The sequence below is a fragment of the Streptomyces yerevanensis genome (genome assembly GCF_000716805.1).
Lineage (GTDB): Bacteria > Actinomycetota > Actinomycetes > Streptomycetales > Streptomycetaceae > Streptomyces > Streptomyces flaveus.
Genome location: NZ_JNWJ01000021.1, coordinates 59,240 through 80,422, shown reverse-complemented (window position 1 = coordinate 80,422; position 21,183 = coordinate 59,240). Strand labels below are relative to the sequence as shown.

The following is a 21,183-nucleotide window of genomic DNA, read 5'->3' as shown; positions in this document are numbered from 1 at the left end:
CGGGCAGCCAGGGGCGAGCCCGTGCGGACGCCCGTGGTCCGTGCGCGGACGCCCACGGCCCGTACCCAGCAGGCAGTTCCGCGACCGGTGGTTCAGTACCCGGCAGGCCGTACCAGACCCGACTCGTACGCGAACACCGCCGCCTGCGTCCGGTCCCGCAGCCCCAACTTCACCAGGATCCGGCCCACATGAGTCTTCACCGTCTGCTCGGCCACCACCAGCCGCTCGGCGATCTCGGCGTTCGACAGACCCTGCGCGATCAGGGCGAGGACCTCCGTCTCGCGCTCGGTCAGCTCACCGACGCGTTCCTTGAGCGGGGCGCGGGGAGCCCCGTCGAGCTGGGAGAACCGGGCGATCAGACGCCTCGTGATCCCGGGCGCAAGCAGTGCGTCCCCCGCGGCGACCACCCTGATCGCCTCCGCCAGCTTGTCGGCGGACGCGTCCTTCAGCAGAAACCCGGAGGCACCCGCGCGCAGCGCGTCATACACGTACTCGTCGAGATCGAACGTGGTCAGCACCAGCACCTTGATCTGCGGGGTCTTGTCGGTGATGCGGCGGGTGGCCTCGATGCCGCCGAGTTCGGGCATGCGGATGTCCATCAGGACGACGTCCGGGAGGAGCTCGGCGACCTGGGCGACCGCGTCCAGGCCGTCGACGGCCTGGCCGACCACATCGATGTCGGGCTGGATGTTGAGCAGCACCGAAAAGCCCTGCCGGACCATCTGCTGGTCATCGGCGATGAGTACGCGGATGGCGCCACTCGTCATGGTCGTTCTCCTGGGGAGTCTGTGGAGTTGTCGGAGTCTGCCGAGTTGTCGGAGACAGTGTCGTCGAGGGAGGCCGTTCCATCGGCGGTTCCGGCGCGGGGCAGGAACGCCGCCACCGTGAAGCCGCCGCAGGACGTCTCCATCGCCATGAGGGTGCCACCGAGCATCGCCGCGCGCTCCCGCATACCCAGCAGACCGTGGCCCGCGCCCGGCGACGGCGGGGCGGGGCGCCTTGGCGCGGAGTTGATGACCCGGATCTGCAGGCCGCGCGGGAAGTGCGTGAGCTCCACGCGCACCTCGGAACCGGGCGCGTGTCGCAACGCGTTGCTCAGCGCCTCCTGGATGATCCGGTACGCGGACAGCTCCACGCCCGGCGGCAGCGGAAGCACCTCGCCGCTGATCTCGGTGTTCACCTTCAGACCTGCGGCACGGGTGTTCTCGACGAGCACGTCGAGCCGGTCGAGGGTGGGCTGCGGGGCGTCGGGCGCGGCTCCGGTACCGGGAGCGCCGAGACCGTACGGGTCCTCGGGGTTCTCCGAGCGCAGCACGCCCAGCACGCGGCGCAGCTCGGTGAGCGCCTCGAGCGCGTTCTGCCGGATGCCGTCGAGGTTCTCCCTGAGCTCGTCGGAAGGGTTCTCGACCAGGTGAGGGGCGACCTGGGCCTGGATGGAGATGACCGACATGTGGTGGGCGACCACGTCGTGCAGCTCGCGGGCGATGCGGTTGCGCTCCTCCAGGACCGTACGGCGGGCGCGCTCCTCGGCGGTGATACCGGCCTGCTTTACGAGTTGGGTGCGGGCTTCGCGGCGACCGCGGAGGGCGGTGCCGAGGAGGACGACGCCGGCGAACAGGGCCACGGCCAGCGTGCCCGTCGACGAATAGTTCGCGGCGCCGATGAGGCCCTGCACCACCCACGTGACCAGCGCGGTCAGGGCCAGGGCCGCGGCGGCCACGCGCACAGGCACCCGCAACGCCAGCAGGAACAGCACCACTGCGTGTGCGACCAGACTGGGCGGGCCCCACGGCCAGGGGCTGTTGAACGCGACGTGATCGGCGAGCAGTTGGGTGCGGGCCCCCATGGCCACCACGACCATGGTCACCATCGACAGCCACCACGCCGGAACCGGCCACCGCAGCGCCATCCCCACCGCGGCACCCTGGGCCAGCGCGCACACCAGGGCGTACTCCGTACCCAGGTTGTAGCCGTCACCGAACTGATCCCCGTTGGCGATGGTGGTGCCGATCGCGACCAGAACCACCAGCCCATGCGGCAGCCAGCGCAACCACACCGAGGGCGGCAACGGATCCGCCTTCCCGGTCCACAGGTCCTCGCGCAGCACCCGCAGTCCCCGAACCAGCCGCTTCTCCACCGCACTCATCCACATCACCCTAGGCACGCCCAACCCCCTTCGCTCCCGCCCTGCCACGGTGTACGTGGACCACGCGCGACAGGCGCCCACCGCGCCGACGGCGCCCCTGCTCGTAGGAGCGAAAGGCCGCCCAGCACACCATGAGGGCGAGGGCGAAGACCGGAAGCCAGGCGAAACGAGCCAGGACCCAGGCCAGGCTGTCGGGGGTGGTGTGCAGTCCCGGGAGACGGCCGGCGAACAGGCCCGTCGCGGTGACCGACATCAGCGCCGTCTGGTGCCACAGGAATATCGTCATCGCGGAGAGGTTGACGAACGCCACCGCCGCCCACGCCACGGGCCGCCGCATCGCCCGGCGCAACGGCTCCCGGAGCAGCAACGCCAGACCGCACTGGGCCAGGCCGAAGGTGACGGCGGCCAGGGTCGGCGGGTTGAGGTTGGAGACCGCGGAGCCGGGGACGCCGACCATCGACGCCGGGTATCCGGCCCACGCAACGAGCGCCGCGGTCGTCGCCGCACCGCCGATCAGCATCACCCACCCGGAACGCCGGGTCAGCTCACCCCGCATCCAGGCCGCGCCCAGCGTGTACGGCACCAGCCAGCCCGCCGCCACGTTGATCCAGCCCAGCCAGGCCGGACCGCCGAACCCGAAGCGTATGAGGTCCACATGGAGAACGACGGCCAGCGGCCACAGCGGGTTGATCCGGGCAACGAGTGGGGTCAGCGCCGTCAGTCCCGCGAAGACCAGCAGGAACCACAGGGGCGACAGGACGAGCTTCAGCAACGCATGCACCGTCGACACACCCGTCCCCGTCACGAGCAGACAGACCGCGGCCACGGTCCACAGGCCCAGCACGGCGGCCACCGGCCCGAAGAGGCGCGACAGCCGCGTACGCAACCACTTCCCGTACGTCGTGCCACGGGCCCGCGCCGACTCGTAACTCCTGGTCGCCACATGCCCGCCCACCAGAAAGAACACCGCGAGCGTCTGGAAGACCCAGGAGACCGGGGCCAGCCATGGCATATACGCCAGCGGGCTCGACGTACGCAGTGCGCCGCCGTCCGCGACCAGTGCCGTGACCAGCCAGTGGCCGAGCACTATGCCGAGTATCGCGAAGGCGCGCAGGGCGTCGAGGGAGCGGTCGCGGTGGGGCGGGGTGGCAGCGTCGATCTGGTGGGTGGCTTGGCGGAGGCGGTGGAGGGCTTCACGAACTAGGCCTTCCCGGAGGAACGGGCGTGGGGTGGTGCCCGGCGAATGACCGGGGCGGGCGGCGTTCCGCGTGGAGTCCTTCGGGGGGCCCTCCCCCTCCCCCACCCTCCCCCTCAACTTCAGCTCACGCATGGGTCACCTCCGAAGTCTCGCCGAGAACGATCCGGGCGAGGTTGTCCAAGGACACCGAGCCCGGCTTGAGGTAGTCGCTGTGGCCGCCGTCGCCGGCCGCGAAGACGCGCGCACCGAAGTCCGGCGACACGGGGTCGGTGCCGAAACCGACGGTGGTGCCGAAGAGGTCGGCCTTGGCGTGCGGGACGTCCGCGATCCAGTCGTCGGCGCCTCGGCCCGCCCATACGCGGGCGTCCGTGTGCAGCCCGGCGACGGAGTCGGCGCCGGTTCCGGGGCTGCCGAAGAGAGCGATGTCGGAGACATCGAGGTCGCCCATGGCGCGGCCCTCGCCGCTTGCGGCACGCGAGGCACCGACGGCACCGGATGAACCGACGGGCCCAGAGGACCCGGAGGACCGTACGGAACCGGCGGCCCGGAAGGCGCTCTCGGCCGCCTCCGCACACACGACGGTTCCGTATGAGTGGCACAGGAGGGAAACCCGGGCTTGCAGGTTCAGGTCCTCCAACTCCCGTATAAATCCGCGCAGTTCAGGTGCCGCGTCCTTAGCCCGCCCCGTGGTGAGGACCTCGGGGCTTATGGTTCCGGGCGTCTCATAGCCGAGCCAGGCGACGACCGCGCCACGTATGCCGAGCCGTTTGTGCAGGGCGTCGGCACCCGCGCGGAAGCGCTCGTACGTGTCCAGGTTCGTGTCGGAACCGGGCACGAGTACGGCCACGCGCTCGGCCTTCGCCAGGTCGCCGAAGACCTCGACGGCGCGGCCGGAGCCGCGGGCGTCGAAGGAGAGGAAGTGCCGGCCGGGGTCCGCCATGGAGCGAACCGCTGCCGCGCGGCCGTGGTCGCCGTGGTCGGCGGCCATCCGGGCCGCCTCGGCGGCGTTCGCGCGGTTCGCGGCATACGCGTCGTCCAGCGTCGCCGAGCTCATCGCCGTGAGGCGGGCCGGTGCGGGGGCCGGGATCTCCGGGTGCGCGGCAGCGGCGGAGATGGGAACGACGACGGCGGCCGTGACCAGCGCGGCGAGCAGCCCGCGCGACAGTCGGCCGAGCCGCCCCGGCCGACGCACCCGAGCCGAACCAGACCAACCAGCCGACCCCGTCGCCGAATCCGGCCTCGCCCCAGGCTCCGGCCTGCGCTTCCCCCGCACCCCCATGACGCCCGTCCTCCCACTCCCAGCTCACCGACCCGTTCATCGGGCCTGACTGGAAAGGAAGTTACGGACGCGACCTTGTGGTCAGCGTCCCGCCAGGGAGCTCACCTGCGACGTAGCTCTCAGGTATTACGGGTATGACCGGGCGGCTGGGCAGGAGGACCCGAGCCGCCAACAGCCCGCCTCACGCCCCCGTCCACCAACCGGCTCACCAACCCAGCTGCGCGATCTCCTCCGCCACCACCGCACACGCGTCCGCAGCCGGATCGATCAGCGGAAAGTGCCCCACGTCGTCGAGGAGCGTGAGCCCCACCACCTCCCCGGCCTTCGCCGCCGCGTCCGCGTACGACTCGGCGACGGCCTGCGGCACGACGACGTCTGCCCGGCCCTGCACCAAGGTCGTGGCGATTCCGGTGGGCAGCAGAAGCGCGGGATCGGCGTACGGCTGCCGCTCCGCGAACTTCCCCTCCCCGCCCAGGAGTTGAAGAGCTGCCCCAGCACATACGTCCAGCTTCTCGGCGACAGCGAAGTCTGCGATCGGAGCGAGCGCGACAACACCCCGCAGCGGCGCCGGCCGCTCCGTACGCCAAGGCGCGTCCGCCGGCAGCAGGTGCCGGGCGGCGGCCCACAGGGCGAGCTGCCCGCCCGCCGAGTGCCCAGTGATCACCGTACGGCGCGCGTCGGCCTGTGGCAGGGCCTCCCGTACGAGACCGGGGAGCGCGTCGAGCGCCGCCGCGACGTCGTCGAAGGTGTCCGGCCAACACCCCGCGACGGAACCGTCATCGCCCTCCCCCGACCCGGCACCGCCACGCCGGTACTCGACATTGGCCACGGCAAAACCCCGCCGGGCCAGGAAGTCCACGAACGGCGTGATGTGCCGACGGTCGTACGCGGCCCGCCAGGCGCCCCCGTGCAGTACGACGACGAACGGCGCCGACTCCTCGCCTCCGCGCGGCGCATAGAAGTCGATCACCTGGTCGGGATGGTCGCCGTACGCGGCGGTGGTGTCGGGATCGACAGGCGGATGCGAGAAAGCCGACTGCTCCTCGGCCGCGGCACGGGCAGCGACGGCGTCCGGTTCCGCGGCTATGCGGGCTGCGTCGTCCTCCGGCATGCTCCAACCTCTCAGCGCTGTTCGAACGTTGGCCGGGACGCTACCAGCCCTGTGACGTGGGCCGACATGGGGCTGGCACGCTGTTGCGGTTGGCAGCGAACGGCGTCCGCCCAGCAACGGTGGCGGGCGGTGAACGCACCCCACCTCGTGGCCCTCGTCAGCGCCAGAGCCCGCTTCGAACGGTCCGGAGAAGGTTGATCCGGTGAGGATGGAGGCGGTGTTGGCCAGAGCTCAGGCCGTCGGCCGCGCCGCGTCGTCGCTGGTCTTGATGTCCTTGGGGGTGTGCCGGGTCTGGATCCGGCCGGCGTACCAGGCTGTCCAGGCGGACAGCAGCGCGATCACGACCAGCAGCAGTACGACGCTGAGACCGGCCATCACGTCCGCGGACAGCACGTACACCAGCGGCACCCGCAGCACTGCCTCCAGCAGCAGGCCCGTTCCCCACACGGCCGACATCCGCACGAACGCCCGCCGGAAATGCGGCACCTGAGCGCACAGCCGGTCTATTTCCGCGCGCTTGGCTGCGGACGAGCCGGCCCGTACCGCCACCAGGACCAGCGGCGTGCGGCTCGCACAGCTGGTGAGCAGGATCAACGCGGCCGCCGCGGTGCCGAAGGACTCCTTCACGAGGATGAACCGTGCGTCGCCGGTGGCGAATGACGGCACGAGGCCGACGGCCAGTACCGCCGCGAGCAGGGCGGCGAAGGCGTCGAACGAGCGGTGCCGCACCGCGACCCAGGTGATGCGCAGTGCGGCGAACACCGCACCGGCCAGCAGCGCGACCTGCTCACCCTGCCCGGCGGCGCGCAGGCCGTAGTAGGCCAGCAGCGGCAGTCCCGCGTCCCACAGCACAAGCGCGACCAACGGGCTGCCGCCTGGTGTCCGGTCCCTCATCGCCGCACCTGACCCTGTTGCTCGATCTCGGCCAGGAACTCCAGCAGCCGGGCGTTGACCTCGGCGGCCGACTCGCCCGCGATCGCATGCGTCGCCGCCGGCCACAGCTCGACCCGGGCGTCCGGCAGCAAATCGCGAGCGCGGGCGGCAGCGCGCCGGCCGTCGTGCATGACGCTGCGGCCCGCGATGAGTGCGAGCACCGGGACCGTCATGCCGCGCAGTTGCGCGTCGGTGAACAGGACCGGGGTCGGCAGCGCGATCCGGTAGGTCCGCATGCCCTCGTCGATCACCGTTGCCACCGGGTCGTCCTCGGCCACCTCGGCGCCGTCGGAGATCCAGGCCAGGAAGGACGGCCGGGCCCAGCGACGGATGCCCGGGACGAGGGTGAGCGCGGAGCGCACGAGCAGGGGGATCGGGAACCGGGCGAAGGTCTGCACCGGGTCGATCAATGTCAGCGAGGCGAGCCGGTCCGGCGCGCCCACGGCCAGGTTGGTGGCGAGCCAGCCGCCGAAGGAGTAGCCGACGAGGTGCACGTTGCGCAGGGCCAGCGTGGTGAACACGGTGTCGAGCCAGGCGGCCTGGTCGTCGGCGTTGTGGAGGGGAGCGGTCTGTTCGCTGCGTCCCGGTTCGCCGATGAGGTCGAGCCCGTACACCGGGCCGCGTGCGGCGAGCGCGGGGAGATTGGGCTCCCACATGATCGTCGTGCCTGCCCGGCCGGGGAGCAGCACCACCGGGGCGGGGCCGGGCTCGCCGAAGCGGTAGACCCGCGCGGTGCCGAACGCCGTCGACACGTCGCGCTGTTGGGTGGGGGCGGGCAGCGCGGCGAACCCCCGGTCGTATGCCGTGTCGTACTCGGCGCGGGCCTGCGGCGAGGTGAATCCGCCGAGCGTCATCGCGACCTCCCTTTTTGGCGATACGATCGCATCGTAAACAGCTCCGGAGCGTTTTGCAATCCGTTCGTATCGTGAAGAGGTGGTGTGATGCCCAAGCGGGTCGATCACGAGGAGCGGCGACGACTCATCGCCACCGCGGTCCGCCGCATCGCGGCCGATCGCGGCCTGGAAGCGGTGAGCCTCGGTGAGGTCGCGGCCGAGGCCGGCATCTCGAAGGGCCTGGTGCAGCACTACTTCCCGAGCAAGGACGCCATGCTGCGCCACGCGACAAGGACACTGCGTGACCAGGTGGAAAACCGGGTGCAGTTCGCCGGTGGACTTGCAGGTCTGCGCGCCGCCCTGGTCGCCCTGCTCCCCCTCACCGACGAGAGCCGGACCGAGGCGCTGGTCGCGAACGCGTTCGTCGTGCGCGCACTGAAGGACCCGGAGATCGCCGAACGATTCCGCACCGGTCACGCACAGCTCCGCGATGCCGTAGCCGCCATGGTCACCGCCGCCCAGGCAGACGGCGACCTGCACCCGAAACTGGACCCGGCCCAGGAATCAGACCTCCTGCTGGCCCTCGTTGCCGGCCTCGGCGACGCGGTCCTGCTCGGGCACCGAACGCCGGCAGAGGCGAAGTCGCTCGTGGACCATCATCTGTCCCGCCTGATGCCGTGACCCCGCAAGGCGAGTCGAGAGCCTTAAAGACCTTGATCCACAGGGCTTGATGTTTTCTCAGCGTGGTGAGCCGGTGCGCACAAAGAGACAGAACGGGTGGCCCGCCGGGTCGCACAGCACGCGCACGTCGGCCTGAGGTTGGAAGTCCGTCACGGTCGCTCCCAGGGCAAGGGCGTGATCGACGGCCGATGACAAATCGTTCACCTCGATGTCCAGATGCATCATCATCTGCTGCTCGGACCGGGTGGAAGGCCACTGCGGACGGGTGAAGAGCGGCTCCGTCTGGAACGACAGCCCGGCACCGCCGTCGGGCGGTGCGATCTCAACCCAGTCCGGTTCCTCCTTCTGCATCGGCCATCCGAGCAGGGTTTGGTAGAACTGCGCCAACTCGTGGGCGTTCGGTGCATCGAGAGTGGTGGCAGCCAACGTGAAACGAGGTTGGGGCTTCATGCAGTGCTGCTGCCCGGTTTTGCTGTTGAAAGGCCGACTGCCCACCTTTCGGCCGCTCAAGCCCTCGTACTGGACGTACTTGGGCTTGTGCCCGGTGCGGCGAGAGGGCGTGCCGGGCGTCGCGACGGGGCGAACGTTGCCTGCCGGGGCACTAGCACCAGAGATCGTGACCTTCTACGCGGAGACCACCAACGAGGACGAGCGATTGACCGTATCGGCCGACGGACGCCTCGAGCTGGTACGTACGCAGGAACTCCTGCGCCGCTTCCTTCCGCCCGCACCTGCCCGCATCCTCGACGTCGGTGGCGGCCCGGGCGTCCACGCGCGATGGCTCATCGAGGACGGCTACACCGTGCACCTCGTCGACCCGATCCCGCGCCACGTCGAGCAGGCCAAGCACACCGGCGCCACGGTCGAGCTGGGGGACGCACGCCACCTGACCGCAGAGGACGCCTCGTACGATGTCGTCCTTCTGCTGGGCCCGCTCTACCACCTGCTCGAGCGCGCCGACCGGGACCAGGCCCTCGCCGAGGCGTACCGCGTCCTCAAGCCCGGCACCCTCATCGGGGCGGCCGGCATCAACAAGTACGCCTCGCTCTTCGAGCACACGGCGTTCGCGCATCTCCACCGTGAGCCGGTGCAGAAGAGCATCGGCAAGATCCTCGCGACGCAGAGGCACGACGGGAAGAAGGCCTTCACCGCCGCGTACTTCCATGGCGCCGAGCAACTGCGCGACGAGGTGGCCGCGGCCGGCTTCACCGAAGCCGAAGTGTTCGGTATCGAGGGCCCCGCCTGGTCGCTTCTGGCGGCGACCGAGCGGCACACCGGACAGTCCCTGATCGGGTCCGAGATGTTCGAGTCCGCCCTGACCGCGGCACGCATGGCCGAGCCGTACCCCGAGCTGCTCGCGGCGAGCTCTCACCTCCTGGCGGTGGGGCACCGACCGGGCTGACTCCGGCCATGACGAAGCCCCCTCTCGCCCGAAGGCGAGGGGGGCCAACGCAGTTACTCAGACCAACTCAGCCCACCACCCCGGCCAACACCCGCGCCGCCCTCTCCACATCCCCGAACCCCACATACAACGGCGTGAAGCCGAAGCGCAGGATGTCCGGTTCGCGGAAGTCGCCGACCACTCCGCGGGCGATCAGGCGGCGCATCACCTCCCGTGCGCCGTCGCAGCGCAGCGCGACCTGGCTCCCCCGGTCCGCGTGGGCCGAGGGGGTCACGGACTCGACCCGGCCCTCGGGGACGTACACCGAGACGCACTCCAGGAAGAAGTCCGTGAGCGCGAGGGACTTGGTGCGGACCGTCTCGATCGGCACCCCTTCCCACACCTCCAGCGCCGCCTCCAGGGCCAGCATGGAGAGGATGTCCGGGGTGCCGACGCGGCCGCGCGGTGCGCCTCCCGCCGGTTCGTACTCCGAGCGCATGCCGAAGGGGTCCACGTGGGAGTTCCAGCCGGGGAGCGGGGAGTCGAAGCGGTCCTGGAGGTCGCGGCGTACGTACAGGAATGCCGGGGAACCCGGGCCGCCGTTCAGGTACTTGTACGTGCAGCCGACCGCCAGATCCACCCCGTGCTCGTCGAGCCCCACCGGCAGGGCGCCCGCGCTGTGGCAGAGGTCCCAGACGGCGACCGCTCCCGCCTCGTGCACGGCCGCCGTCAGGGAAGGCAGATCGTGCAGGCGCCCCGTGCGGTAGTCGACGTGGTTCAGCAGCACCGCCGCGGTACGCGGACCGAGGGCCGACGGTACGTCGCCGGGGGCCACCGCACGCACCGTACAGCCGGTCATACGCGCCGCCGACTGGGCGATGTACCCGTCCGTGGGGAAGGTGGTGGCGTCGACGACGATCTCGTCCCGCCCCTCCCCCGACAGGCGCACCGCTCCCACAACTGCCTTGAAAACGTTGACACTTGTCGAGTCGCCCACCACGATCTGCCCGGCCGCAGCACCCACCAGCGGAGCGATCCGGTCCCCGATCCGTTCGGGTGCCGTCCACCAGCCGCTCTCGTCCCAGGAGCGGATCCGCAGCTCACCCCACTGCCGCCGTACGACGTCCTCGACCCGGCCGGGCACGGCCGCAGGCAGCGCGCCGAGCGAGTTCCCGTCCAGGTACACGCCCGCGGCGTCAGCCGCATGATCAGACACAGTGTCGAGTACGAACTGCGAGCGCAGCTTGGCCAGTTCGTCGGCCGCGTCCAACTCCGCAGCTTTTACGCTCAGTTCAGACATAGGACCGCGCCGTCCACAGCTCGGGGAACACGTTCTTCCGCGCCCGCTTCTCCAGCCAGGCCACGCCCGCCGAACCCCCGGTCCCGGCCTTCGCGCCCATCGCGCGCCGGGTGGCGACCAGGTGGTCGTTGCGCCATCGCCACACCAGCTCGGCGACATCGGTCAACGCCTCGCCGAGGCGGGCGAGTTCGGAGGTGTCGTCGCCCGCGTACAGGGACGCCCACACTTGTTCGACCTCGGGCGACGGCTCGTACCTGAGCGAGACGTCGCGCTCGAGCACGGCGGCGGGAATCGCGTGCCCGCGCCGGGCCAGGAGCCTCAACACCTCGTCGTACAGGCTCGGTTCATGCAGCGCCTTCTCCAGCTCGGCGTGCACACGGGGCGCGCCCCGGTGCGGTACGAGCATGGACGAGGACTTCTCGCCGAGCAGGAACTCCATCCGCCGGTACATCGCGGACTGGAAGCCGGAGCCTTCCCCGAGGGCGTTGCGATACGAGTTGAACTGGGCCGGGGTCAGCTGGCCGAGGGGCTTCCATGAGGCGTTCAGCGCCTCCAGCTCCCGTACGGACCGCTTCAGCGCCGCCACCGCGACCGGCACGTCGTCCTCGCGCAGCGCCTTCGTCGCGGTCTCCCACTCGTGGACGATGACGGTGAACCACAGCTCCATCACCTGGGTCGTGACCAGGAAGACCATCTCTCCGGGATCGTCGGAGAGGGTGTGCTGGAGGTGGGTGAGCACATCCGCCTGTACGTAGTCCTCGTACGGGGTCGTGCCGTGGAAGTCGAGATGCGGGGTCTCGGGCTCTGCAGCCTCGTGGGACATCGCTGTCTCCTGTTGTGTACTCCGGGTAGCGGTCCGCCCCTGCCGTTTTCGACACGGGGGCCCCGGTCCCCACATCGCATCTTGCGGGTCGCCTTCCGCCACCGCAAGGCCGACCGGATCACACCGACCAGGGGCCGCTCCGCCGGGAACGCCGCGGCCAACAGGAGACACCCAGCTTGTGTGGAGTGTGTGACGACTCGCAGCTCACCTGCGGGCGTCAATTTTGGCTTCTAGGTTGGGCAGTTGAACCGTTGAACGTTCGACATGGGGGGAACCGTGACGAACTCTGTCTCCGGCGCGCACGAAAGCGCCGGGAACGAGGGCACGACCGAGACCGAGAACGCCGGCACGACCGAGAACGGCAGCACGACCAGGGCCGTATCGACAGCCGAATCCATATCCGCATCCGAGGCCGAGGCCGCGCCCGAGTCCGCATCGGCATCCGAGTCCGCGCCCGAGAACGACCCGGTGTTCGTCGACTCCAGCGGGCGCCGTCCCCGCTGGGTCCGCCGTGTCGGGTGGGGTATGGGGGGCATCTGCGTCGCCTACTGCCTGACCCTCGGGCTGAGCCTGGCGGGTGCGGCACCGTTCGCTCCCGAGACGCTGATGCCGATACGGGACCGGGACAGCGAGCCGTCCATCGGCGCCGCCGACGGGCGGGACCAGGGCGCACCGGAGTCCAGCAGGAGTGGGCGTAACGATTCAGCACGGGGCGAGGCGGCGGACCCCCCGGCTGACCGGCCGAGCGAAACCCCGACCGCCGGGGAGGCCGAGGGGGGCGTGGAAGAGCCGGCGGGCGGCAGGAACACCGACCCCGACACACCGACTCCCGACCGCCCGACAACCACGACGCCACCCGCGCCCGCCCCCCCAGCCGGTGGCGGGAACCCGGACACCCCGGACGAGAACGACCCGGGCGAAGAGCCGACAACGCCCACCGATCCCACCCCGAACGACCCCACTCCCACTGACCCGACCACCGAGCCGTCCACCCCCTCCGACCCCGGCGGCACAGACGGAGGCGGCACAGGCAACGGAGGCGGCGTCGGCGACGTGGTCGACGGCGTCCTGGACCCGGTCACCGACACGGTGGGCGGTCTCCTGGGCGGGGTTCTTGGGTGACACGCCTGCTCGCCGGCCGCCGCTCGACGTCGACAGCACCACGTCCGACAGCACCACGGACCTCCCCGAAAACATCCCCGACGTCCCGACGGCCCCGCCCGCACATCGTCGTCCCCTCACTCGTCCTGCTGGCGCTGGTCTGCGTCCTCATGCTCGGCGGTTACGTACGAGGCGACTACGCCGCCGACCACCGCACCCACCCGCTGGTCGCGGACAGTGACGTACCCCGGGACGTCCTCAACGGCGGCCCGATCGTCGACGCCACCGGCGATGAGCCCCGCGCGCACACCACGCCCGACCGCACCATCGTGCTGACCTTCGACGACGGACCGGACCCGACCTGGACCCCGAAGGTCCTCGACGTCCTGCGCGAACACCAGGTGCCGGGCACGTTCTTCGTCACCGGCACCATGACGTCGCGGCATCCGGGCCTCGTCGCGGACATGGTGCGCGAGGGACACGAGATCGGGCTGCACACCTTCGGCCACCCCGACCTCGCGTACAAGGACGCGGCGGGCATCGACCGCGAGACGTCGCAGGCGCAGCTCGCGCTGGCGGGTGCGGCCGGGATCCACAGTTCGCTCTTCCGGCCGCCGTACTCCTCGAAGCCCGAGGCTCTCGACAACGCCTCCTGGCCGGTGGTCGAGCGGCACGGCGAGCAGGGCTATCTCGTCGCGTTCATCGACCGGGACACCGAGGACTGGAAGCGGCCGGGGGCCCAGAAGATCGTCGACGCGGCCATGCCCGAGGGCGACGACGGGGCGATCGTCCTGCTGCACGACTCGGGCGGCGACCGCTCCCAGACCGTCGAGGCCCTTGACCGGCTGATCCCCAGGCTCCAGGCGCGCGGCTACCGGTTCACCACCGTCGCCGACGCCGCCGGGTCCGGCCCGCTGAACCAGCCCGTGTCCGACACCGAGCTGTGGCGGGGCCGGGTCTTCGTGGCCGCGGTGGTCCTCTCCGAGTGGGCGCTGCCCGTGCTCGCCGGTCTGCTCGCCGTCGTCGGTGTCCTGGTGCTGGGCCGTTTCCTGGCGATGCTCGTCCTCGCCCGCCGCCATGCCCGGGCCCGCCGCAGAGCGGACTTCACCTGGGGAGACGGCAAGGCGGTCACCGAACCGGTGAGCGTGATCATCCCCGCGTACAACGAGAGCGAGTGCATCGCCGACACCGTGCGCTCGCTCGCCGAGAGCGACCATCCCATCGAGATCATCGTGGTCGACGACGGTTCGACGGACGGCACCCCCGAGATCGCCGCCGCGCTCGACCTGCCGAACGTCACGGTCCTCACCCAGCTCAACAGCGGCAAGGCCGCCGCCCTCAACACCGGGATCGCGCACGCCAGTCACGACCTGATCGTGATGATGGACGGCGACACGGTCTTCGAGCCGGACACCGTACGGCAGCTGGTGCAGCCCTTCGCCGATCCGGCCGTCGGCGCGGTCGCGGGCAACGCCAAGGTCGGCAACCGCACCACCATGATCGGCCGCTGGCAGCACATCGAGTACGTGATGGGCTTCAACCTCGACCGCCGCATGTACGACCTGCTGCGCTGCATGCCCACCATCCCGGGCGCCATCGGCGGGTTCCGCCGCGTGGCGCTCGAGGAGGCCGGGCGGATGAGCGACGACACGCTCGCCGAGGACACCGACATCACGATGGCCCTGCACCGGGCGGGCTGGCAGGTGGTGTACGAGGAGAAGGCGATCGCGCACACCGAGGCCCCGGGTTCGCTCGGCGAGCTGTGGCGCCAGCGCTACCGCTGGTCGTACGGCACCATGCAGGCGATGTGGAAGCACCGCGGCGCGCTGCGCGACAGCGGGCACTCCGGGCGCTTCGGCCGGGTCGGGCTGCCGCTGGTCACCGTCTTCATGGTGCTGACCCCGCTGCTCGCCCCGCTCATCGACCTCTTCGCCCTCTACGGCTTCTTCTTCATGGACCCGGCGAGTACGGCCTTGGCCTGGTGCGCGGTGCTCGGCATCCAGGCCGTCTGCGCCGCGTACGCCTTCCGCCTCGACGGCGAACGGTTGCGGGAACTGTGGGCGCTTCCCCTCCAGCAGCTGGTCTACCGGCAGTTGATGTACCTGGTGCTCATCCAGGCCTGCCTCACCGCGATCAGCGGCGGCCGGCTGCGCTGGCAGAAACTGCGCAGGACGGGGGAAGTCGGCGCCCGCGTCATGGCGAAGGGCGGCATCCCCGCGCCGGCGACCACGCTCGGCAGCATCCCGGAGCAGAGGACCGCGGGCGCGGCACCGTCCGCACCCCCGGCCCGCCCCGCCGGACGCGACCGCTACCTCGACCTGCTGCGCTCCCTCGCCCTGGTCCGCGTCGTCACGTACCACACCTTCGGCTGGGCCTGGCTGACGCTCGCCTTCCCCTCGCTCGGCGTGATGTTCGCGCTGGCCGGCTCGCTGATGGCGCGCTCGCTGAGCAGGCCCGCACTCTCCGTGATCCGCGGCAGGATGCGGCGCCTGCTCATCCCGTTCTGGGTGTTCGCCGCCGTCGCGGTCTGCTGGATGCTGGCGCGGGGCTGGAGTCCCGTAGAACTGCCCCGGATGCTGCTGTGGGTGCTGCCGCTGGGCGATCCGCCGGGCAGCGAGTGGGGCGAGCAGCTGACCGGGACACTCTGGTACGTCCGCGCCTACCTGTGGTTCGTCCTGCTCTCCCCTCTTCTGCTGTGGGCCTGGCGGCGCGCCCCGCTCCCGCTCCTCGGGGGCTTTCTCGCGCTGGCCGCGATCAGTCAGTACGAGCTGTGGGACCTGCCGGTCCTGGTCGGCTCGGCCCTCACCGACCTCGGCGTCTTCGGCGCCTGCTGGCTGCTCGGCTTCGCCCACCAGGACGGTTCGCTGGACGCGCTGCGCACCCGTACCGTCGGCGCGGCCTCGGCGCTGCTGCTGGCTGCCGGCGGCTGGTTCACGTTCACCCACCCCACGAGCGAGGGCTACGACCTGGGCTCGATCCCGCTCGGCCAGGCCCTGTGGTCGCTGGGCTTCGTCCTCCTCCTGATGCGGTTCCGGCCGCGCTCGCTGCCCCGGTGGCCGTGGCTCGACGGACTGGTCCGGCTCTTCAACAACCGTGCCGTCACGATCTACCTGTGGCACGAGGTCGCGCTCATCCTCGCCGTGGCGATTACCGACCGGATGTGGCAGGTGCCGTTCCTGGCGCAGTATCTGCCGCTGGGCTCGGACTGGTTGCTGTTCCTGCTGGTCTGGCCGCTGATCGCGGCCGCGATCCTGACGGTCGGCTGGGCCGAGGACCTCGCCTCCCGGAAACGGCCCCATCCGTGGCCCACGAAACCACCGAAGAAGCCCTCGACCGCCACTCCCGCTTCATCGTCACCCAGCGGTCCGTCGGCTGCCCGAACGCCTGACCGCAAAGTGGCAGACTGCATGCATGACGACTCACAAGAACCTGCTCGGCGGCCCTGAGCCGACGCACCTGCCGGAGAACGAAGACGCGTACCGCATGCTGGGCGAGGAGTCCCAGGCCCCGGCCGAAGTCGCGGCGAAGCACCCCACGTTCTCGCTGGCCTGGGCCATGCTCGCCGACGACGCCTTCGAGGCGGGGCGCGTGGTCGAGTCGTACGCGTACGCACGCACCGGCTACCACCGCGGACTCGACCAGCTCCGCCGGGCCGGATGGAAGGGGCATGGCCCCGTTCCCTGGGACCACCGCGCCAATCGCGGTTTCCTGCGCTGCCTTGCCGCGCTCGCTCGCGCGGCCGATGCGATCAGCGAGAAGGAGGAGGCGGAGAGGTGCTGGCAGTTCCTGCAGGACAGCAGCACTGAGGCGTACGCGGCGCTCAGGCGGTAACGGTCGCTTCAGGGTGCCCTTTGCTTGCCTGGTCACTCGGCGCGGGTGCGGGCGTTCCCGGGGGCTGCGCCCCCAGCCCCCCCTTGATAGGTCGTATCTCGGCCGCGGGTCCGTTGTCGCTGGTCGCGCCCGCGCGGCGGAGCCGCAAATCGATACAGCCCCGCGCCCCTTACGGGGCGCCACCGCCCGCACATCGTCCGACCAGTAAGGTCATCCCGTGCATAACGAAGACATCACGCTGACCGCGGGTGACGCGGAGGTGACCGTGCGGCCGGGGAACGGCGGGCGGGTCGGTGGGCTGCGGGTCGGCGGGCTTGAACTGCTGCGCCAGGGCGGGAAGTTCGGGAGCTTTCCGATGGTGCCCTGGTGTGGGCGCCTGAGGGACGGGCGGTTCCTCAACGGAGCCACCGTGCACCAACTGCCCCTCAACTCCCCGCCGCACGCCATCCACGGCACCACCCGCGACGGAGCCTGGCGGACGGCGCGTACGAGCGCGAACGAGGCCGTCATCACGTACGACCTCGTCGAACCCTGGCCGTACGCGGGCCGCGTCACGCAGGTCTTCTCGCTGGCCGAGGACGCGCTGACGCTGACCATGTCCGTGGAGACGTACGACGACTCCTTTCCGGCGCAGATCGGCTGGCACCCGTGGTTCAACCGCAACCTCGGCGGTGACGACGTACGCATCGACTTCTCGGCCGCCTGGCAGGAGGAGCGCGGCGACGACCATCTGCCCACCGGGCAGCGGCTCGACCCGAAGCCGGGCCCGTGGGACGACTGCTTCGGGATGCCCGGTGGCGTCGACGTGACCCTGACCTGGCCGGGGCAGCTGGAGCTGAAGGTGGCCAGCCGCGAGGAGTGGGTCGTCGTGTACGACGAGCAGGAGGCGGCCGTGTGCGTGGAGCCGCAGACCGGTCCGCCCAACGGGCTCAACACCCTGCCCCGCCTGGTCACCCCGATCGAGCCCCTCGAAGCCACCACCACATGGTCCTGGCGGCAGCTCTGACCTACGCCATCTGGACCCGGCGGCGGGCGGCTCTAAGCTGGCGGGCATGACGGACGTACGCGGCGCGCTGCTGCAGCAGATCAAGGACAAGGCCGTGGTGCACGGCAGGGTGACCCTCTCCTCGGGCCTGGAGGCCGACTACTACGTCGACCTGCGGCGCGTCACCCTCGACGGAGAGGCCGCCCCGCTGGTCGGGCAGGTGCTGCTCGACCTCACCGACGGCCTCGAGTTCGACGCCGTGGGCGGGCTGACCATGGGCGCCGACCCGGTCGCGGGCGCCATGCTGCACGCCGCCGCCGCGCGCGGCAGGCGGCTGGACGCCTTCGTCGTACGGAAGGCGGCCAAGGCGCACGGTCTTCAGCGGCAGGTGGAGGGGCCGGACATCAAGGGCCGGCGGGTGCTGGTCGTCGAGGACACCTCCACCACCGGCGGCTCCCCGCTGACCGCCGTCGAGGCGGTGCGGGAGGCCGGGGCCGAGGTGGTCGCCGTCGCGACGATCGTCGACCGGGCCACGGGCGCCGCCGAGAAGATCCAGGAGGGCGCCGGGGTGCCGTATCTCTTCGCGTACTCGAAGGACGAGCTGGGCCTGGACTGACCAGTGCCCGGTTGTCCAGGGGGAGTTGTCCACAGGCTCCCGGAAACCGGGACGGGAGTTGTCCACAGGCTGGGGCGGCGTGGCTGGATCATCCGGCCAATTCTGGAAAGATGGGGACGACGATGACGTCGCCCCCTAGGTCAGGGCTGTAAAGCAGAACTCCACCCGCACATACAAGGAGCGGACAATGCCCATCGCAACCCCCGAGGTCTACAACGAGATGCTCGACCGGGCGAAGGCAGGCAAGTTCGCCTACCCGGCCATCAACGTGACCTCGTCGCAGACCCTGCACGCTGCGCTCCGCGGCTTCGCGGAGGCCGAGAGCGACGGCATCATCCAGATGTCCACCGGTGGTGCGGAGTTCCTGGGCGGCCAGCACAGCAAGGACATGGTCACCGGCGCGGTCGCACTGGCCGAGTTCGCGCACATCGTCGCCAAGAAGTACGACATCACGGTCGCCCTGCACACGGACCACTGCCCCAAGGACAAGCTCGACGGGTACGTACGCCCGCTGCTGGCCGTCTCCGAGGAGCGCGTGGCGCGCGGTGAGAACCCGCTGTTCCAGTCCCACATGTGGGACGGCTCGGCGGAGACCCTCGCCGACAACCTCACGATCGGCCAGGAGCTCCTGGAGCGCGCCCGCGCCGCGAAGATCATCCTCGAGGTGGAGATCACCCCGACGGGCGGCGAGGAGGACGGCGTCTCGCACGAGATCAACGACTCCCTGTACACGACGGTCGACGACGCGATCCGTACGGCCGAGGCCCTGGGCCTGGGCGAGAAGGGCCGCTATCTGCTGGCCGCGTCGTTCGGCAACGTGCACGGCGTGTACAAGCCGGGCAACGTCGTCCTGCGTCCCGAGCTCCTGAAGGAGCTGAACGAGGGCGTCGGCGCCAAGTACGGCAAGGCCTCCCCGTTCGACTTCGTCTTCCACGGCGGCTCCGGCTCCACGGAGCAGGAGATCGCGACCGCGCTGGAGAACGGCGTCGTCAAGATGAACATCGACACGGACACGCAGTACGCCTTCACGCGTCCCGTCGTCGACCACATGTTCAAGAACTACGACGGCGTCCTGAAGGTCGACGGCGAGGTCGGCTCCAAGAAGCTGTACGACCCGCGGACGTGGGGCAAGGCCGCCGAGGCGTCCATGGCCGCGCGTGTCCTGGAGGCCTGCCAGAACCTCCGGTCGACCGGCACGAAGATCAAGTAAGGCGCGCGTCGACCACATGAGGCGCCCGTTGATCAAGTAGGGCGTACTTTTCGGACGGTCCGGGACCCTGTGGGGTGCCGGACCGTTCCGTATGCTCCGGGGTATGGCTGCCCCTCCCCAGGAGAACCAGCAGGACACAGGCGTCAGGATCGGCACTCCCGCGGGGAGATGGATCCTGCTGACCACGGTGCTCGGTTCGAGCATGGCGTTGCTGGACTCGACGGTCGTGAACGTCGCGCTGCCGCGCATCGGCCGCGAGCTGGACGCCGACCTCGCCGCCCTCCAGTGGACCGTCAACGCGTACACGGTCACCCTCGCGGGCCTGATCCTCCTGGGCGGCGCCCTCGGCGACCGCTTCGGGCGCCGGAAGATCTTCGTCATCGGCGTGATCTGGTTCGCGGTGGCGTCGCTGCTGTGCGGCATCGCGCCGAACGCCCCCGCGCTCGTCGCGGCCCGCGCCCTTCAGGGCATCGGCGGCGCGCTGCTCACTCCCGGCTCGCTCTCCCTCATCCAGGCTTCCTTCCACCCCGACGACCGGGGCAAGGCCGTCGGGCTGTGGTCGGGGTTCGGCGGCGTCGGCGCCGCGGTCGGCCCCTTCGTGGGCGGCTGGCTGGTGGACGGCCCGGGCTGGCGCTGGGTGTTCCTGCTCAACGTCCCGCTCGCGCTGCTGTGCGCGCCGATCGCCCTGCGCCACGTACCGGAGTCGAAGGACGGGCGCAAACACGCGCGCGGATTCGACGTACTCGGCGCGGCCCTCGGCGCGCTCGCCCTCGCCCTGGTGACGTACGCCCTGATCGAGGCCGGCAGCGGCACGCTGATCGTCGCCGGGACGGCTGCCGCGGGGGTCGTGGCGGGCATCGCCTTCGTGTACGTCGAGCGGAAGCGGGCCGATCCGATGATGCCGCTCGACATCTTCGCGTCCCGCCAGTTCACGGCGGTCAATCTGGTGACCCTGTGCGTGTACGCGGCCTTCGGCGGCTTCTTCTTCCTCGCCGCACTCCAGCTCCAGGTCGTCTCCGGCTACTCGGCGCTCGGCGCCGGTACGGCGCTGCTGCCCACCACCGCCCTGATGCTGCTCCTGTCGGCCCGCTCCGGCGACCTGGCCCGGCGCATCGGCCCCCGCATCCCGCTCACGGTCGGCCCGCTGCTGTGCGCGGCAGGGATGCTGCTGATGCTGCGGGTGGGCACGGACGCGTCGTATGTCCTGGACGTCCTGCCCGCGCTGCTGGTGCTGGGCCTGGGCATGGTCACCCTGGTGGCGCCGCTGACCGCGACCGTGCTCGCCTCCGTGGACAACTCGCGGGCGGGCCTGGCCAGCGGCATCAACAACGCGGCGGCCCGCGCGGCAGGTCTGATAGCGGTCGCCGCGCTGCCGCTGGCCGCGGGGATGGGCTCGGAGGCGTACCGCTCGGCGGCCGCCTTCGACGACGCGTTCACGCGGGCGATGCCGCTGTGTGCCGCGGTCCTCGTGGTGGGCGCGATCGTCGCCTTCACGACCGTTCGCCGGCCGGCGTCGGACTGTCGGCGGCCGGAGTGCCGGACGCACGGGAGTGTTACGGCTCCGCCGCTGGAGCGGGGGTCCGGCACGTCCGGCGCATGAGGGGTGGGCGTTGGGGGGGCTCCGCCCCTGGACCCCGCTGGGGCTGCGCCCCAGACCCCCATCGGCCTGAACGGCCTCGTCCTCAAGCGCCGGACGGGCTGATTATGCGCGCCCCGTCAGGGGCGCGGGGAACTGCGCGACCAGCCACGACCAAC

Annotated in this window: 19 protein-coding genes and 1 pseudogene; 10 read left to right on the top strand and 10 right to left on the bottom strand. The window is 70.8% G+C overall.

Translation table 11 applies throughout. The features are described 5' to 3' along the window. Positions 1–92: 92 nt before the first annotated feature. The 7 genes from OP79_RS22370 to OP79_RS22340 all read right to left on the bottom strand — a co-directional run bounded on the left by OP79_RS22370 (position 93) and on the right by OP79_RS22340 (position 7,521). The gene (locus tag OP79_RS22370; RefSeq protein WP_033322162.1) at positions 93–767 is read right to left on the bottom strand and encodes a response regulator; all 675 of its coding nucleotides are present in this window, start codon (positions 765–767) and stop codon (positions 93–95) included. Next, positions 764–2,146, bottom strand: a complete 1,383-nt coding sequence (locus tag OP79_RS22365) for a sensor histidine kinase (RefSeq protein WP_063741972.1) — start codon at positions 2,144–2,146, stop codon at positions 764–766. The genes OP79_RS22370 and OP79_RS22365 overlap by 4 nt, the downstream gene beginning before the upstream one ends. Positions 2,147–2,156: 10 nt before the next feature. Then, positions 2,157–3,476 carry an acyltransferase family protein gene (locus OP79_RS22360; RefSeq protein ID WP_078491943.1) on the bottom strand — a complete coding sequence of 440 codons (1,320 nt, stop codon included), beginning with the start codon at positions 3,474–3,476 and terminating at the stop codon, positions 2,157–2,159. Then, positions 3,469–4,536 carry an alpha/beta hydrolase gene (locus OP79_RS49800; RefSeq protein WP_037973576.1) on the bottom strand — a complete coding sequence of 356 codons (1,068 nt, stop codon included), beginning with the start codon at positions 4,534–4,536 and terminating at the stop codon, positions 3,469–3,471. The genes OP79_RS22360 and OP79_RS49800 overlap by 8 nt, the downstream gene beginning before the upstream one ends. 292 nt (positions 4,537–4,828) lie before the next feature. Then, complete coding sequence (locus OP79_RS22350) at positions 4,829–5,734, bottom strand: alpha/beta hydrolase family protein (protein ID WP_051744815.1); 906 nt, start codon at positions 5,732–5,734, stop codon at positions 4,829–4,831. 231 nt (positions 5,735–5,965) lie between these two features. After that, positions 5,966–6,628, bottom strand: coding sequence for a VC0807 family protein (locus OP79_RS22345; RefSeq protein WP_051744814.1), 663 nt, complete (start codon positions 6,626–6,628; stop codon positions 5,966–5,968). Beyond that, entirely contained in the window at positions 6,625–7,521 is an 897-nt protein-coding gene (locus OP79_RS22340; protein WP_033322159.1) for an alpha/beta fold hydrolase, read from the bottom strand. The genes OP79_RS22345 and OP79_RS22340 overlap by 4 nt, the downstream gene beginning before the upstream one ends. A gap of 87 nt (positions 7,522–7,608) precedes the next feature. Between OP79_RS22340 and OP79_RS22335 the strand changes: the two genes are divergently transcribed. Next, positions 7,609–8,181 carry a TetR/AcrR family transcriptional regulator gene (locus OP79_RS22335; protein WP_033322157.1) on the top strand — a complete coding sequence of 191 codons (573 nt, stop codon included), beginning with the start codon at positions 7,609–7,611 and terminating at the stop codon, positions 8,179–8,181. Between the two features lie 57 nt (positions 8,182–8,238). On the opposite strand, the gene OP79_RS22330 is transcribed toward OP79_RS22335, so the two are convergent. Then, on the bottom strand, positions 8,239–8,631 hold the full coding sequence (locus OP79_RS22330) for a VOC family protein (RefSeq protein WP_033322154.1): 393 nt from the start codon (positions 8,629–8,631) through the stop codon (positions 8,239–8,241). Between the two features lie 166 nt (positions 8,632–8,797). On the opposite strand from OP79_RS22330, the gene OP79_RS22325 reads away from it, so the two are divergent. Beyond that, complete coding sequence (locus OP79_RS22325; protein WP_051744813.1) at positions 8,798–9,583, top strand: class I SAM-dependent methyltransferase; 786 nt, start codon at positions 8,798–8,800, stop codon at positions 9,581–9,583. A gap of 67 nt (positions 9,584–9,650) precedes the next feature. Here the strand turns inward: OP79_RS22325 and kynU are convergent, their stop codons facing one another. Then, the gene (gene kynU / locus OP79_RS22320; RefSeq protein ID WP_033322152.1) at positions 9,651–10,862 is read right to left on the bottom strand and encodes a kynureninase; all 1,212 of its coding nucleotides are present in this window, start codon (positions 10,860–10,862) and stop codon (positions 9,651–9,653) included. Beyond that, positions 10,855–11,685: a tryptophan 2,3-dioxygenase family protein gene (locus OP79_RS22315; RefSeq protein WP_033322150.1), complete on the bottom strand. Its 831-nt coding sequence runs from the start codon at positions 11,683–11,685 to the stop codon at positions 10,855–10,857. Before OP79_RS22315 ends, kynU begins: the two co-directional genes overlap by 8 nt. A gap of 276 nt (positions 11,686–11,961) precedes the next feature. Here OP79_RS22315 and OP79_RS22310 point away from each other — a divergent pair, with 276 nt between their 5' ends. From OP79_RS22310 to OP79_RS22280, 8 genes and pseudogenes are all read left to right on the top strand, one after another. Then, a complete protein-coding gene (locus OP79_RS22310) occupies positions 11,962–12,807 on the top strand; it encodes a hypothetical protein (RefSeq protein WP_157857343.1) in 846 nt (281 codons plus the stop codon). Between the two features lie 149 nt (positions 12,808–12,956). Continuing rightward, positions 12,957–14,972 (top strand): annotated as a pseudogene (locus OP79_RS57100) (bifunctional polysaccharide deacetylase/glycosyltransferase family 2 protein); the annotation flags it as partial. 9 nt (positions 14,973–14,981) lie between these two features. Beyond that, the gene (locus OP79_RS57095) at positions 14,982–16,232 is read left to right on the top strand and encodes an acyltransferase family protein (RefSeq protein ID WP_245685423.1); all 1,251 of its coding nucleotides are present in this window, start codon (positions 14,982–14,984) and stop codon (positions 16,230–16,232) included. Further along, a complete protein-coding gene (locus OP79_RS22300; protein WP_033322145.1) occupies positions 16,198–16,617 on the top strand; it encodes a DUF3151 domain-containing protein in 420 nt (139 codons plus the stop codon). Before OP79_RS57095 ends, OP79_RS22300 begins: the two co-directional genes overlap by 35 nt. A gap of 217 nt (positions 16,618–16,834) precedes the next feature. Next, a complete protein-coding gene (locus OP79_RS22295; RefSeq protein WP_033322143.1) occupies positions 16,835–17,623 on the top strand; it encodes an aldose epimerase family protein in 789 nt (262 codons plus the stop codon). A gap of 46 nt (positions 17,624–17,669) precedes the next feature. After that, on the top strand, positions 17,670–18,218 hold the full coding sequence (gene pyrE / locus OP79_RS22290; protein ID WP_033322141.1) for an orotate phosphoribosyltransferase: 549 nt from the start codon (positions 17,670–17,672) through the stop codon (positions 18,216–18,218). Between the two features lie 187 nt (positions 18,219–18,405). Continuing rightward, on the top strand, positions 18,406–19,428 hold the full coding sequence (fbaA, locus tag OP79_RS22285) for a class II fructose-bisphosphate aldolase (RefSeq protein ID WP_033322139.1): 1,023 nt from the start codon (positions 18,406–18,408) through the stop codon (positions 19,426–19,428). Positions 19,429–19,531: 103 nt separating this feature from the next. Next, complete coding sequence (locus OP79_RS22280) at positions 19,532–21,028, top strand: MFS transporter (RefSeq protein ID WP_051744842.1); 1,497 nt, start codon at positions 19,532–19,534, stop codon at positions 21,026–21,028. Positions 21,029–21,183: the final 155 nt, after the last annotated feature.